Annotated in this window: 11 protein-coding genes and 3 pseudogenes; 8 read left to right on the top strand and 6 right to left on the bottom strand. The window is 59.2% G+C overall.

The window, feature by feature from the left end; all coding sequences use genetic code 11:
* Nucleotides 1-21: 21 nt before the first annotated feature.
* Complete coding sequence (gene ldcA, locus FHN83_RS25930; RefSeq protein WP_139565386.1) at nt 22-936, bottom strand: muramoyltetrapeptide carboxypeptidase; 915 nt, start codon at nt 934-936, stop codon at nt 22-24.
* Nucleotides 937-1,049: 113 nt separating this feature from the next.
* On the opposite strand from ldcA, the gene emtA reads away from it, so the two are divergent.
* Nucleotides 1,050-1,661, top strand: coding sequence for a membrane-bound lytic murein transglycosylase EmtA (gene emtA / locus FHN83_RS25925; protein WP_039030763.1), 612 nt, complete (start codon nt 1,050-1,052; stop codon nt 1,659-1,661).
* A 36-nt stretch (nt 1,662-1,697) separates the two neighbouring features.
* On the opposite strand, the gene ycgR is transcribed toward emtA, so the two are convergent.
* Nucleotides 1,698-2,429: a flagellar brake protein YcgR gene (ycgR, locus tag FHN83_RS25920; RefSeq protein WP_138369316.1), complete on the bottom strand. Its 732-nt coding sequence runs from the start codon at nt 2,427-2,429 to the stop codon at nt 1,698-1,700.
* A 208-nt stretch (nt 2,430-2,637) separates the two neighbouring features.
* On the opposite strand from ycgR, the gene FHN83_RS25915 reads away from it, so the two are divergent.
* Nucleotides 2,638-2,892 (top strand): GlsB/YeaQ/YmgE family stress response membrane protein, encoded by a 255-nt coding sequence (locus FHN83_RS25915; protein ID WP_039030762.1) that lies wholly within the window; start codon nt 2,638-2,640, stop codon nt 2,890-2,892.
* 148 nt (nt 2,893-3,040) lie between these two features.
* Here the strand turns inward: FHN83_RS25915 and treA are convergent, their stop codons facing one another.
* Nucleotides 3,041-4,849 carry an alpha,alpha-trehalase TreA gene (gene treA / locus FHN83_RS25910; protein WP_139565385.1) on the bottom strand — a complete coding sequence of 603 codons (1,809 nt, stop codon included), beginning with the start codon at nt 4,847-4,849 and terminating at the stop codon, nt 3,041-3,043.
* Between the two features lie 228 nt (nt 4,850-5,077).
* On the opposite strand from treA, the gene FHN83_RS25905 reads away from it, so the two are divergent.
* Nucleotides 5,078-5,872 (top strand): OBAP family protein, encoded by a 795-nt coding sequence (locus FHN83_RS25905; protein WP_139565384.1) that lies wholly within the window; start codon nt 5,078-5,080, stop codon nt 5,870-5,872.
* A 128-nt stretch (nt 5,873-6,000) separates the two neighbouring features.
* Nucleotides 6,001-6,750, top strand: coding sequence for a phage antirepressor KilAC domain-containing protein (locus FHN83_RS25900; protein ID WP_039030760.1), 750 nt, complete (start codon nt 6,001-6,003; stop codon nt 6,748-6,750).
* 13 nt (nt 6,751-6,763) lie between these two features.
* Here FHN83_RS25900 and FHN83_RS25895 read toward each other — a convergent pair whose 3' ends face one another.
* Nucleotides 6,764-7,720, bottom strand: coding sequence for an AraC family transcriptional regulator (locus FHN83_RS25895; protein ID WP_139565383.1), 957 nt, complete (start codon nt 7,718-7,720; stop codon nt 6,764-6,766).
* 115 nt (nt 7,721-7,835) lie between these two features.
* Here FHN83_RS25895 and FHN83_RS25890 point away from each other — a divergent pair, with 115 nt between their 5' ends.
* A complete protein-coding gene (locus FHN83_RS25890) occupies nt 7,836-9,032 on the top strand; it encodes an MFS transporter (protein WP_139565382.1) in 1,197 nt (398 codons plus the stop codon).
* A gap of 78 nt (nt 9,033-9,110) precedes the next feature.
* On the opposite strand, the pseudogene FHN83_RS25885 reads toward FHN83_RS25890, so the two are convergent.
* Nucleotides 9,111-9,584: pseudogene (locus tag FHN83_RS25885) on the bottom strand (MFS transporter); the annotation flags it as partial.
* A gap of 76 nt (nt 9,585-9,660) precedes the next feature.
* Here FHN83_RS25885 and FHN83_RS25880 point away from each other — a divergent pair.
* A pseudogene (locus FHN83_RS25880) lies at nt 9,661-10,578 on the top strand (IS5 family transposase).
* A gap of 57 nt (nt 10,579-10,635) precedes the next feature.
* On the opposite strand, the pseudogene FHN83_RS25875 reads toward FHN83_RS25880, so the two are convergent.
* Nucleotides 10,636-11,571 (bottom strand): annotated as a pseudogene (locus tag FHN83_RS25875) (MFS transporter); the annotation flags it as partial.
* Between the two features lie 299 nt (nt 11,572-11,870).
* On the opposite strand from FHN83_RS25875, the gene FHN83_RS25870 reads away from it, so the two are divergent.
* On the top strand, nt 11,871-12,335 hold the full coding sequence (locus tag FHN83_RS25870; RefSeq protein WP_039030756.1) for a MarR family winged helix-turn-helix transcriptional regulator: 465 nt from the start codon (nt 11,871-11,873) through the stop codon (nt 12,333-12,335).
* 336 nt (nt 12,336-12,671) lie between these two features.
* Nucleotides 12,672-13,796, top strand: a complete 1,125-nt coding sequence (locus tag FHN83_RS25865; protein ID WP_139565381.1) for an amidase — start codon at nt 12,672-12,674, stop codon at nt 13,794-13,796.
* Nucleotides 13,797-13,888 lie beyond the last annotated feature (92 nt).

Here is a 13,888-nt window from a genome sequence, read left to right as displayed (position 1 = left end):
CGGGCGTTTAAGGGGCTTTTTTTATGCCTTTAACACCGGATGACCGCTCAACGTTAAAGAACTTCCCCTTGATGTATGAACCAGCGTCGCCTGTGCGCCAATCGGCAGGGTGACGGTTTGCTGTTCATGGCCGAAATCGAGCCCGCTGATAATCGGCACCGACACCCGGGCGCGCAGATAATCGATCATGGTCGCAAGAGAGTATCCGGCATCGTAATCGTTGGGAGTTGCGCCGCTGAAGCTGCCCAGCACAATCGCCCGCTGACGGTCGAGAATGCCCGCGTGAAGCAGCTGGAGCAGCATACGTTCGACGCGGAACGGGTGTTCGTTGATGTCTTCCAGCACCAGGATGCCGTTCTCAATGGCGGGGAGCCAGGGGGTGCCGATGAGTGACACCACCATCGCCAGATTGCCGCCCCATAGCTGGCCTTCGCATTCGCACTGCGGGCCATCGCCCTGCCACTCGACGGAGTAGGTAGAATTACGCAGCGCCCGCCAGAAATGGTCTACAGTGAAGGCGTTCAGTTCTGGCGCACCGAAATTGCCCGCCAGCATCGGGCCGCTGAAGGTGATGACGTTGTGCAGCGCCAGCAGGCCCAGCTGGATCACGGTAAAATCACTGTGACCGCAGATAAGCAAAGGGTCCTGCTGCTGACGTTTCGCCAGCCCCTGCCAGTCGATCTGCCCCAGCAAGCGGCTGGCACCGTAGCCGCCGCGTACCGCCAGCACAATCTGGTTGGCCCCGGGCAGGTGGGTGAGGGCGTTGATATCATTCAGGCGCGCAGCCTCGGTACCGGCAAATCGCTGCTGGCGGCGGGGTATAATCGTCTGATTTTGTACCTGATGGCCCTCTTCCATTAATCGCGCCACGCCCCGTTGCGCCGCTTCCTGATTAATGCAGTAACCTGATGGTGCGATGAGATGAAACTGAGACATGGCATTTCCTTGCTGACTTATAAAGCTGAATGTATATATCATGCCGCCTGAGCGCGTCCTTCATCAAGCGGAGGATAGGGTAACAGCGATGAATGACCATAAGGACAGATGACGTGAAATTAAGATGGTTTGCTTTTTTGATTGTGTTGCTTGCAGGATGCAGTTCAAAGCAGGATTACCAGAAGCCGGAATGGAACCCGGAAGTTCCGGTTAAACGGGCGATGCAGTGGATGCCGATCAGTGAAAAAGCCGGTGAGGCCTGGGGCGTCAGTCCGCGTCTGGTGACGGCCATCATTGCGGTGGAGTCGGGCGGTAACCCGAATCTGGTGAGTAAATCGAACGCGGTGGGCCTGATGCAGCTTAAAGCCTCCACCGCCGGGCGCGAGGTTTACCGGCACATGGGCTGGAGCGGGCAACCCTCCACCAGCGAGCTGAAAAACCCGGAGCGCAATATCTCCATGGGTACCGCCTATCTGAGCATTCTTGAGCACGGGATCCTGAACGGAATCGACGATCCGGAAGTGATGCAGTATGCGCTGGTGGTCTCGTACGTAAACGGCGCGGGCGCGCTGCTGCGCACCTTCTCGTCGGATCGCAAAAAAGCGATAGCCGAAATCAACGATATGGATAAAGACGAGTTCTTTGAGCATGTCGTCAATAACCACCCCGCACCGCAGGCACCGCGCTATATCTGGAAAGTGCAGAAAGCGATGGACGCCATGTAATCGGCTGCCGGGCAGCGTCGCGCTGCCCGGTGGCGATCAACGCACCTTGTTAGCACGTTCCCGCGCTTCGCGCTCCAGCGAGTAGATGATCCGCTGCAGCTCGCGCTCCGGCCCTGGCCCGACGTTGAGAAAACGGAAGCTCAGACGCGGCGTGGTGATGGTTTCGTTTTTGCTGTCCACCACTTTACGCTCGCTCACCGTGATCAGCTGCGCATCGAAAAAGAAGCGACCCCAGCCGCCCATATCCAGTTCGATCTGCGAAAAACGCATCCCTTCCACCAGACCTTCCGGTTTGGCGGTATCCATCAGCGCGCCCATGCCGCCGAGCGACAGGTCGTGCAGACGAAAACGGATCACGCTCTTGTCCGGCATTTTGGCTTTGCAGAAGTAAGCCGGATGCAGCGGGGCGCTGATACGGAAATATTCCCGGCGCTGAATGCTCCACACCGATGTCGGAAGGGGGGTGATAAAGGCGGGCAGGGACTGGTAGTTGCCCTGCTCAATGCGCGGCAGTTCGAATTCGACCTTCGCTCCCTGGGTATCGGCGGCCACGGTGATGTTTTCTGCGCGCAGCACCGCGCGGTTTTCATACTCCTGACTGCCCAAATCCATGACCAGGCGCTCCGGGGTCGCATCCAGAATTTTGCTGATGAACTGGTTGCTGCCCCAGCTGATGCGGACAGGTACGTCATTTTTTTGCAGATCGCGTATTACACCTAGCACCGCCAGCGGATTCGTTTTCAGGAACTGCTCACTGTAATTACTCACGCCCCAGGGCTCCTTCATTGATGACAGTCTGTGGATGCGTTATCGGCACGCCGGCGCGGAACTTAATACAAACCGGTAATTATTTTTTTCGCCTCAGCCGCAATTAAGTCGGTGTAGTAAAACTGGTTTTCCCGCTATTGCCTATACTTAGTATTACCTGCGCGGGCCGGTGTTCCGCACGGGCTTAACTCTGCAAGAGGGCATTGCTATGGGTATCATCGCCTGGATTGTATTTGGTCTGATTGCTGGCGTTATCGCGAAATTCATCATGCCGGGACGTGATGGCGGCGGCTTTATTGTGACCTGTATCCTTGGGGTCGTAGGTGCGGTTGTCGGCGGCTGGCTGGCAACGATGTTTGGCATCGGCGGCAGTGTATCCGGATTTAACCTGCAAAGTTTTCTGGTGGCTGTGGTGGGTGCCATTATCGTGCTACTTGTTTACAGAATGGTGCGACGCGCCTGAAACGTATAAAACGGCTCTTGTTTAGAGCCGTTTTTTTGTGGGCTGCACCGGTGCGAAATGCCGGGTGGCGGCTACGCCTTACCCGGCCTATATGTCGCCTTTGACCTTCCAGGCCTGGCAAGCATAGCACCGCCGGGCGGCCTGGAGGTTACTGCTGGCCGACGCTTTTCTGTGCGTCTGCCGGTTCATCATTGGCCGCTGGCCGATCGGTTGTGGCCGGTGGGGTTGTTGCTGCTGGCTGGTCACTGGTTGTCGATGAACTATTCGCTGCCGGTTGCTCGCTGGTGGTCGATGGCGTCGTGCTTACCGACGCATCATTGGCCGCGGGCTGCGTGGCGGGCACTTTGTCGCAAGGATTGGCCTGCGGACAAACCAGATCCAGCATCTTCAGCGTCACGCCGTTGGTCCAGCCAAAGCCGTCCTGCAATGGATATTCGCCACCGCCGCCGCCGGTGCCGGTCGTCGAGACATCATATTTCTCCACCAGCTTCTGCTCGCGATCGTAGGTGTGCTGCACGTTGGTGAGGAAGCGCCACGTCACGTCCATCGCCACTTTTTTATGGCCGTAGTTCTGCAAACCTTCGGTCGCCACCCACTGCAACGGAGCCCAGCCGTTAGGCGCATCCCACTGCTGGCCGCTGTTAACGGTGGTGGTCGAAATGCCCCCGGCTTTCAGCAGCTGGGCTTCAGCGGCCTTCGCCGTTTTGTCCGCGCGCTCCTGCGAGGCAGCATTAACGTACAGCGGGAACAGCGCCGCGGCGGTCAGCTGATCGCGAACCTGTTTGTTTTTCAGATCGTAATCGGCGTACCAGCCCTGTTTGTCGTTCCACAGATAGCGTTCCATCGCTTTCTGACGATCGGCGGCCAGACCCTCGTAGCGGCTGGCGGCTTCGCTGTCACCCCCGTCCTGGCTGGCCTTCGCCAGCAGTTTCTCCATCTTGAACATCAGGGCGTTCAGATCCACCGGCACGATGCTGGTGGTGCGGATCGTCCCAAGCTGCTGCGGATCGTCCATCCAGCGCGAGCTAAAGTCCCAGCCGGAAGCGGCTGCAGAACGCAGATCCCGGTAGATCTCGGTCGCCGGGCGGCTGGGGTATTTTTTCGCGGTGTTGATGTCATCCAGCCAGGATTCCGGGCGTGGCGTATCGCGATTATCCCAGTAGCGGTTAAGCACTGCGCCATCGTCCAGCTTCACTACGCGCTGGCTGGCCTGGCCCGCCTGCAGGGCATCCACCCCCTCCATCCAGTAGGCATACTCTTTTTCCATCTGCGGACGGTACTTCTTCAGGGCGTCTTTATCGTGCGTCGCCAGTAGTTCGACCATCAGAGCAAAGAACGGCGGCTGGGAGCGGCTCAGGTAATAGCTGCGGTTGCCGTTAGGGATGTGGCCCCAGCTGTTGAGCTCATAGGCGAAGTTGTCCACCATGCTGGCGACTTTGTCCCAGTGGCCGCTCTCCGCGAGCCCGAGCATGGTGAAGTAGCTGTCCCAGTAGTAAATCTCGCGGAAGCGCCCGCCCGGCACCACGTAGGGTTGCGGCAGCGGCAGCAGCGAATCCCACTTCCCGGCGCTGGAGGTGGTGCGCGTCAGCACTGGCCACAGCCCGTCGATATGAGCCCGCAGGGTCTGACCCGCTGGCGGCACATATTTCTCTTTTTCGGTCGGCAGGGTGAAGTTCATCTCCACGAAGTGGCGCAGATCGAACCCGGACTGTTTACGCTGCATATGGTAGTCGGCGAGGATCGTCTGGGGATCGTTTTTCGGTACGGCATCGGCAAAGGTTTTCTGATCGGGGAAAAGTTTGGCGCTTTGCACGTCGTTAAACAGTGGACCAAACAGAATATCAGGGGCTTGTTTCATTGCGCCGGACGGTTCGTCCGCATAGCTGAAGGCAGTAATCCCAAGCAGGATGCCGCCAATCGCCAGCCGCAGTGCTGCGTGCTGCTGAGGTCTCATCATGGTTGTTCTCCTGGGTTCTCCGGGCAGCGCGGCCGCTGCCATTAATCACCTGAAAACCTTAGACGAAACTGAGTGACTTCGTGTGTTCGACACCACATTTTGCGCATATACAGACAATTTACCGTTGCGGATGAAAACGAGCGAAGCCGCTGTTTTTTCTCAGATATGCCGGATCAATTCCCTCATCTGCACTACCTTCATAACCAGGTTTTATGAAAGGGAGTGCCAATGAAATCGTTACCTCTGAATCTTGCTGTCCTGCTGCTTGTCGGCTGCGGCGCGAACAACACCCCGCCACAGGCTCCTCTCCCCGGTAAAGATACCTCTGCCACACTGAGTACCCTGGAAACGGGGGCTCAGGTTATCCAGTCGCGGCCGCCGGTGGAGGCCATCAGCGCGTATCTGGACGGCTTTCATTTTTACAGCGGGGATAAAAACGGGCAGATGGAAGCCCATCACTACGTGACCGTGCTCAATGAAGAGGTGATGCAGGCGGTCATCTATGACGGCAATACCAAAGATGCCCGCCTGATGGGGGTGGAGTACATCATCAGCGAGCGCCTGTTTAACACCCTGCCGCCGGAGGAGAAAAAGCTCTGGCACAGCCACCAGTACGAAGTGAAATCGGGCAGCCTGGTGGCACCCGGCCTGCCTGCGGTCGCCGACAAGGCGCTGATGAATAAAATCGTCAACACCTACGGCAAAACCTGGCACACCTGGCATACGGATCGCGACAAAACCCTGCCGCTCGGCATCCCGGCGCTGATGATGGGCTTTACCGGAGAGGGACAGCTCGATCCGGCGCTGCTGGCCGATCGCGATCGTCGCCTGAAGATCGATACTCAGGAGATCAAAGCCCGGCGGGCCGATATCCTGGCCCACCCGGTAGCGGAAGGCGCCAACGCCTGGCAGCGCGGCGAGGTGATTCAGCTTAAGCGCGTGCAGGGCAGCGGAGAACACGGCCACGGCGACACCGCGCATTTTGGTACATCTGAAAAAAGTGAAAACCAGAAACAGCCTTAGTTACCGCAACTTAGGCGTGGCGCGGCATTGAAGATGATCGTTTAAAAATTATACTGGATATTTGAACAGGTATTTGTATACTATTAGAGCAAATTACCCGAGTAATGTATGAGTGAGGGGTGAAACCTATGGTAATTCCTGTTGAAACTTTCCAGTCCAGTGGCCAGCTTGCCACCATCAGCAGTCGCGAAATCGCGAAGCTGACCGGTATTGCCCATACCGAGGTCAAGCGTATGGTGCAAAGCCTGGAAACGGCGCAGCGTCTTTCGCAGCCGGTCACGACCAGCCTGTATGAGCGCGAAGGTGAAACGCGGCAGGAGTTTTTGCTGAACAAACGGGACTCCCTGCTGACGGTTTCACGTATCTCCCCGGGCTTCACTGCCGCCATGCTCGATCGCTGGCAGGAGCAGGAGAGAAACGTCAATATCCCGGACTTCACTAACCCGGCGGCGGCGGCGCGCGCCTGGGCCGAGCAGTATGAAAAACGCCAGCGTGCCGAAGAGCAGCTTGCGCTCTGGGCCCCCAAGGCGGCGTTCTTTGATCAGTTCGTGCAGGTGAAGGAGTCGCTGGGCTTCCGCCAGCTCTGTAAGATCCTCAAGGCCAAAGAGCCCCAGTTCCGGGAGTTTCTGCTGGAGCGCAACATCATGCAGCGCGTCGGCGGCAACCTGGTTCCGCCGCAGCACCACATCGATGCGGGCTACTTTACCCTGCACAGCGGCGTGGGTGAAAACGAGCGCACCTGGTCTCAGGCACGCTTTACCGCGCGCGGCGTAAAATGGGTGGCTGACCTGTGGGCCAAACACCTGTCAACCCTGGCCATTGAGATGCCCCGGGCGGAGCGCACCGAAGGCGCGCCTGTCCAGCAGAGCTGGCTGTAACTCTCGGGGCCGGTCAGATCTCCTGTGGGGTCTGACTGGCTTCGCGTAGTGCTCCCGGCGACTGGCCGACAATCCGCTTAAACGCCCGGCTGAAGGCCGCCAGCGAACTGTAGCCGAGGCGCAATGCCACGGTTTCAATGGCCTGATTCTCCTGACCGATATACTGGATCGCCAGCCGCATCCGCAGCTCGCTCAGGTACTTCGCCGGCGTGGTGCCGGTGGCGGAGAGAAAACGCTCGGCAAACACCGACCGCGACGTTCCCGCCTCTTTTGCCAGCTCCGCCACGCTCCAGTTAATGCCCGGCTGCTGGTGCATGGCGTAGATCGCCCGGCTGAGGCGCGGATCGCGCAGAACCTGGATCCAGCCGGTGGCCTTACCGCACCCGGCTTCAACCCAGCCGCGGACAATCAGCGCCGCCACCACGTCCGCCAGCCGGGCGAGGATCCCGGCAAAGCCGACCTGGCGCGCCATCGACTCCCGCTCCATCGCCACCAGCAGGGGATGGATCTCCGGCCAAGTGGTCATCAGACGGCTGACCATCATCACTTCCGGCATCGCCTTGATCAGCGGCTGCATCCCGCCCAGATCGAAATCCATGCACCCGCTGAATATCACCACGTTCTCGCTGTCCGGACACGGCTCGCAGTGAATGTCGCACACGCTGTTGCAGATCGGCTCGCTGGGGAAGGCCGATACCGGCGTGATGGTGGCGTCATCCCCGGAGAGCAGGGCGTGGGCATCCCCGTTCGGCAGAAAGACCGCGTCACCGCTGTTAAGCTCGAACCGCGCGCCGCTGTGCATCCGCAGGACCGCCGGACCCCGGCTGATAAAGTGGAACTGCGCTTTGCCGGGGGCCGCGCCGAAGGCCACGCCAAAGGGCGCGCTGGCCTCAATGCGGCGGTATTTCACCCCCGACAGGCGCATACCGCGCAGTAACTCACTGATCAAATCTGGCGAGCGAAGGGTCATTTCTCTATTCCCGGACGAATAATCAATAAATGAAGATTATATGTCATAGATCGTCCGCGGTGAACTTCCTATGCTTTGCGACATACGTCACATTTTCATAACGGGAGTATTACAAATGCATTCATCCATCGTCGCAAACGAGGCCAGCGCTCCGGCCAGACCGGCCTGGCGCGCGGTCTGGTCCCTGGGGCTCGGGGTGTTCGGGTTGATCATCGCCGAGTTTCTGCCTGCCAGCCTGCTGACGCCCATGGCCGCCAGTCTGGGGGTGAGCGAAGGGGTCGCCGGGCAGTCGGTGACCGCCACCGCGCTGGTGGCGCTGGTCACCGGCCTGTTGATCACCCCGGCGACCAAAAGCATCGACCGCCGCTGGGTGCTGATGTTCTTCTCCGTGCTGCAGATCGTCTCCAGCCTGCTGGTGGCCTTTGCACCGTCGCTGGAGGTGCTGCTGAGCGGACGCCTGCTGCTGGGGGTAGCGATAGGCGGCTTCTGGGCGATGTCCACCGCCACCGCGATGCGGTTGGTGCCCGCCAGCGATGTGCCTAAAGCGCTGGCAATTATCTTCTCCGGGGTGTCGATTGCCACCGTGGTGGCCGCGCCGCTGGGGAGCTATCTCGGCAGCCTGATCGGCTGGCGTAACGTCTTTATTCTCTGCGTGGTGCCCAGCGTCCTGGCCCTGCTGTGGCAGCTCTGGGTGCTGCCGTCGATGCGCCCGGAAAACAGCGGCAGCCTCGGCACTCTGGTGCGGGTGCTGCGCCGTCCGGGAATGGTGGGCGGCCTGCTGGCCACCATCCTGATCTTCAGCGGCCATTTCGCCTTCTTTACCTACCTGCGTCCGTTCCTTGAGACGGTAGGGAAGGTGAGCGTGGAGACCATCTCGCTGATCCTGCTGGGCTTTGGGGTGGCGAACTTTGTCGGCACCTCCATTGCCGGGCATCTGCTGGCCCGCAACCTGCGCCTGACTCTGGCGCTGGTGCCGTTGGCGATGGGCGTGCTGGCGTTGCTGATGGTGGCGTTCGGACATCTGGCGCTGGTGGACGGCCTGCTGGTGAGCCTGTGGGGCTTTGCGTTTGGTCTGGTGCCGGTGGGCTGGTCAACCTGGCTTGCAACCACCGTCACCGACGAAGCCGAGAGCGCAGGCGGGTTGATGGTGGCCTCGATCCAGCTGGCGATCAGCGCCGGTGCCGCCGGGGGCGGAGCAGTATTCGATCTCAACGGGGCGAGCGGGGTGTTTACCGCCAGCGGTGTGCTGCTGGTAGCAGCGATGGTGATGGTGTTCGCCGGGGTGCGGGTTAAACCGGTCGCAGCGGACTAAATGTGTCCACGATAGATCCCCTCTCCCTTGAGGGAGAGGGTTAGGGTGAGGGGGAACATGCCGCACAGGTGCTAAAAATCACCCGTTCGTCGGCAACCCTTTCAACGACTCTGCCTGCTTCGTTGCGTGTTTCATCGGGATCAAGGCAATCACCGCCGCACCCAGCACGAGGAAACCGGCCACCATGAAGATCCCGGCGTTGAAGTTGCCGGTGATATCTTTCATCAGCCCCATCAGCAGCGGCCCCAGCGCGGCACCGGTCATGCCGGTGGCGTTGATCACCGCAATACCCAACGCGCGGGCACGCAGGGAGATGGAACGATCCGGGGTGGTCCAGAAGATCACCATCGCGGCAAAGGCACCCGACGAGGCCATCACGATCCCGGTGAACTGCAGCATCGGATTGGTGCTGGTGGCGGTCAGGATCCAGCCTGCGGCGGCAAACAGGTACGGCAGCAGGGTGTGGATCTTACGCTCGTTGCGCTTGTCGGAACGTTTACTCCACCAGACCATCGCCACAATGGTACACACCTGCGGAATGGCGCTCAGGAGGCGTTGTTGCTCAAATCAGGGAACTATCCCGCAGTTTGGTGATCTGATCTCTTAGGTTCACCACCGGGAGCGCCAGATGGGCAAGTCCAAGCACAAGATCAGCAACTGGAAACAGTACAACCAAGCCTTGGTGCAACGTGGTTCGTTGACCGTCTGGATGGATGAGCAAGCCATCCAGCAGTGGCATTGCCAGACCCATCATGGCCGCCGAGGGCGAGGCTTCCATTACAGCGACTCCGCCATTGAAACCGCGCTGATGCTCAAGGCGGTATTCAAGCTACCGCTGCGTGCCTTGGAAGGCTTCATCAACTCGCTGTTCCAGCTGATGAATGTGCCCTTACAGTCGCCGGACTACAGCTGTATCAGCAAGCGCGCCAAGACGGTCGAAATCAAGTACCGCCTACCGAGCCATGGCCCAGTAGCTCACCTGGTCATCGATGCCACCGGACTCAAGGTCTATGGCGAGGGCGAATGGAAAATTCGCAAGCACGGCAAGGAGAAACGCCGCGTCTGGCGCAAGCTTCACCTGGCCGTAGATGCGGCGACCCATGCCATCGTCGCAGCCGAAGTCAGCCCGAAACGGTGGGCGATAACGAGGTGCTGCCCACGCTGCTCAACCCCTTGCGCCGCAAGATAGAACAAGTCAGCGCCGATGGTGCCTATGACACCAAAGCCTGTTATGCCCTACTACAAAAGAAGGGCGCCAAGGCCACCATACCGCCGAGAAAAAAATGCGGCATTCTGGAAGACAGGCCATCCACGCAACGAGGCGGTTGCCGCGCTCAAGGCAGGAGAGCTGGAGCAATGGAAAAAGGACTCTGGCTATCATCAGCGCTCGATAGCTGAGACCGCCATGTATCGCTTCAAGCAGCTCATCGGTCCGAAACTGAGTCTGCGGAGCTACAACGCCCAGGTGGGTGAGATCCTGGCTGGGGTAAAAGTCATGAACAAGGTCATAGGGCTTGGTATGCCCATTCGGCAGGCCGTCAACTAAGCCCGCCCGGCGGGTTGGGGAGCGAGTATCCGACTTTGGATTTGATCAACAAGGCCCGCTCAGGATCCCGATGGTCACGTTGCTGCTCTCTTCGCTGATGCTGCGCAGGATCAGCGGCGTCCAGACGCTCAGGGCGCTGAGGGTGTTGGTCAGGCAGAAGTAGGCCAGGGTGTAGAGCATGATGGTCGGCGTGAACAGCTCGCGCATCACGCTGCGCTGCTGCGGTACCAGCGTCGCGGCCTGTTCCCGCTCCCGGGTGCTGATGGCGTTCAGGCGATCCGCCTCCAGCATCTCCTTCAGACAGGCTTTGTCATCCTGGGTCAGCCAGCGCGCTTTATCCGGGCTGTCGTCCAGCCAGAACCAGACCACGAAGCCCAGGATCACCGACGGGAAGCCTTCCAGCAGGAACAGCCACTGCCAGCCCTTCAGGTTCATCACCCCATCGAGGTTCAGGATGTACCCGGAGGCCAGCGACCCCAGCGCCATCGTCACCGGCATGGCAATCATAAACAGGGCGTTGGCGCGGGCGCGGTAGTGCGCCGGGAACCAGAACGTTAAATACAGTAGCAGCCCCGGCAGGAAGCCCGCTTCGGCAATCCCCACCAGCATACGCAGCACATACAGGCTGTTAGGGCCGGTGGCGAACATAGTGGCCGTGGACGCAATCCCCCACACCACCATCAGAATAGCGATCCAGCGGCGTGCGCCCACCACGCTCAGCATCACGTTGCTGGGGATCCCGCAGATGACATACATCACGTAAAACAGCGTGGTTGCCAGGCCAAACATGGTGCTGGTAAGGCCCAGATCTTTGCCCATCGTCAGACCGGCAAAGCCGATATTGATGCGATCCAGATACGAAAAGACGAAAAGAATGAACAAAAAAGTGATCAATCTCCGGAACAACTTTTTGATCACTCGCTGTTGACGCGGATCGAGCGTGCCGTCAGCAGACGAAGGCGGACCCAGCACGTTGTCACGTGTCTGTTCCATCGATGGGCTGTCGTTCATGAAATGCTCCACATAGCGGTTAGAGGTATTGTTGTTATTTCGTGCAAGCTGAACACGTGCGCTAACGTATAGGAAACCGCACATATGAACGTCAATGTTCTGTTTAAAAAATGATACGCAAATGTTAATCACGTAGCGTTTTCGAATCATAATGCGATATCGATCGGCTTTTGTGGCGCGGCGATTTGTTAACAGCCCGGGGCAGGGTGCGATCGGGCTATAGCGGGCGGTCAATAGCGGGTATAATTGCGGCCATTGCATCACTTCTGGAACGTCATTTCATGAGTCAAACGAAGACATCGTCAGACACCGGCCCCACTTTTCACCGCGAAGAGTTCCCCTTCTACTGGATCGTCAACGTCTACGCGCGCTATACGCAAGTTATGGAAATCACACTGAAAAAGGTGCAGCTCGATGTGTCCCGCTTTCGGGTGCTGATGATTACCGAGCAGTACGGTAAGGCCAGCATCTCGCAGATCTCCGAATACGCGATGACTAAAATGCCCACCGTCACCAAAATCGTCGGTCGGTTGCGCGATGACGGTCTGGTCACCACCGCCAGCAGCGTACAGGACGCCAGAGTCACCGAGGTGATGCTCACCGATGCCGGACGCGAAAAAGTGACCGAGGCACACCGTCTTGCCAGCAAGGTTTTCGAGAAGGGTTTTAAGGGCATGACCGCCGCCCAGATGGAAAAAATGAACCTCTCCCTGTCGAAGGTGCTCGACAACCTCAACGAGCTTTGAAGCTGCCACAGGGAGAATTGCGGTTTTGTGACCGCCGTAGATATTTGTTATAACCCACTGTAAATAAATGATTTTATAAACAGGCCGTCCTGATTGTCAGGGCGGCTTTTTTTTGATTCCCGCGCAGGCTTTATTGTTATTTTTCATCATCCTGACCCACTTATCCACACGTGTTAACAAAATGTTTCAGTGTTATTTTTTCGTAAAATTAACGTGAAATATTACTTGAATATTCATCTAAATATTCCATGATTGACCTGAGCAAACGTGGGTTGAACCGCAGCGAAGACTGCCCGGCCCGAATGTGATTCGTTTTTTCTGGTTAAGGTGTGAATTATGCAGCCAGTTACTGAGAGCAATGGTTATGTCGCGCAGTTTACCCTTGGTGAGGGCGACCTGCGCTTCGCGGTGAAAGACACCCTCGACATCGCAGGCTTTCCGACCCGTGCAGGCTGCCCGGCGCTGGCGGCAAACCCGGTGGCAGCAACGCACGCCGACGTGGTTGAGACCCTGCTCGGGCAGAACTGCGTCCTGACCGGAAAAACCACCCTGCATGAACTGGCGTTTGGCGTCACCGGGATCAACTCCTGGGGCGGCACGCCGGTTAACCCGCAGTTTCCTGACCTGATCCCCGGCGGCTCCTCCAGCGGCTCTGCCGCGGTAGTGGCCTCCGGCGAGGTCGATTTTGCCCTCGGCACCGACACCGGCGGCTCGGTGCGCATGCCTGCCGCCTGCTGCGGGATCCTCGGCTTAAAACCGACCTACGGCACGTTGAGCCGGGAAGGGGTAATGCCCGCCCAAAGCTCGCTGGACTGCGTAGGGATCTTCGCCCGCCGCGCCGAGGTGCTGCGCGAGGTACTGGCCCGTCTGGGGCTGCCGGTTGACGCCCCATTACAGACGATGCCCGCCATCGGCTTTATCCCGGCGGCGCTCGTCGACATCGACTCGCTGCTGCTGAATTTCCTGGCGCAGGCTGACCTGCGTCCCCATCAGGTTGAGCTCCCGCTGCTGGGCGATGCCCATCGCGCCGGGCTGACCATCATCAGCCACGAAAACTGGCAGGCGTTTAACCCGCTCCTGAGCGATGAGCGGCTCTCCGCCGATGTCGCCACCCGCATCCGCGCCGGGGCCGATATCGATGCCGGTGCCCTGCATGCCGCTGAAGAAATCCGACAGTCCTTTACCGCCCAGGTGGATGCCCAGCTGGCGAAAACCCCGCTGCTGGCGCTGGCGACCCTGCCGGAACTGCCGCCAACCCTGGAAGAGGCGAAAGATCCGCTGACCGTGGTGAACCTCACCCGTCTGGTGCGGCCGTTTAACCTCAGCGGCCACCCGGCGCTGACCCTGCCTGCGGGCACGCTAAACGGACGCCCGGTGGCGCTGCAGCTCGTCGCCGCCAGAGGGCAGGAGGGTCTGCTGGTTCAGGCGGCTGAGTGGTTGTCCGGGCGACGACGCCGCTAACTATCCCGCTTTCCCGTTCAGTTTTAACCATAACTCAGTGAGTACCACTCATTGCGGCAGCACTCGTCTCTCTGCGGGCCGCACACTCTTTT

The sequence above is a fragment of the Leclercia adecarboxylata genome (genome assembly GCF_006171285.1).
GTDB classification, from domain to species: domain Bacteria; phylum Pseudomonadota; class Gammaproteobacteria; order Enterobacterales; family Enterobacteriaceae; genus Enterobacter; species Enterobacter barmai.
Note: the sequence above shows the minus strand (reverse complement) of the source record. Positions and strands in the feature narration are given on the sequence as shown.

What these genes read in the sequence shown, in the direction of transcription:
- FHN83_RS25895 (WP_139565383.1), bottom strand. Translation starts at nt 7,720, where the DNA reads ATGACCCTTCGCTCGCCAGATTTGATCAGTGAGTTACTGCGCGGTATG.
- FHN83_RS25870 (WP_039030756.1), top strand. Translation starts at nt 11,871, where the DNA reads ATGAGTCAAACGAAGACATCGTCAGACACCGGCCCCACTTTTCACCGC.
- treA (WP_139565385.1), bottom strand. Translation starts at nt 4,849, where the DNA reads ATGATGAGACCTCAGCAGCACGCAGCACTGCGGCTGGCGATTGGCGGC.
- FHN83_RS25905 (WP_139565384.1), top strand. Translation starts at nt 5,078, where the DNA reads ATGAAATCGTTACCTCTGAATCTTGCTGTCCTGCTGCTTGTCGGCTGC.
- FHN83_RS25865 (WP_139565381.1), top strand. Translation starts at nt 12,672, where the DNA reads ATGCAGCCAGTTACTGAGAGCAATGGTTATGTCGCGCAGTTTACCCTT.
- ldcA (WP_139565386.1), bottom strand. Translation starts at nt 936, where the DNA reads ATGTCTCAGTTTCATCTCATCGCACCATCAGGTTACTGCATTAATCAG.
- FHN83_RS25915 (WP_039030762.1), top strand. Translation starts at nt 2,638, where the DNA reads ATGGGTATCATCGCCTGGATTGTATTTGGTCTGATTGCTGGCGTTATC.
- FHN83_RS25900 (WP_039030760.1), top strand. Translation starts at nt 6,001, where the DNA reads ATGGTAATTCCTGTTGAAACTTTCCAGTCCAGTGGCCAGCTTGCCACC.
- FHN83_RS25890 (WP_139565382.1), top strand. Translation starts at nt 7,836, where the DNA reads ATGCATTCATCCATCGTCGCAAACGAGGCCAGCGCTCCGGCCAGACCG.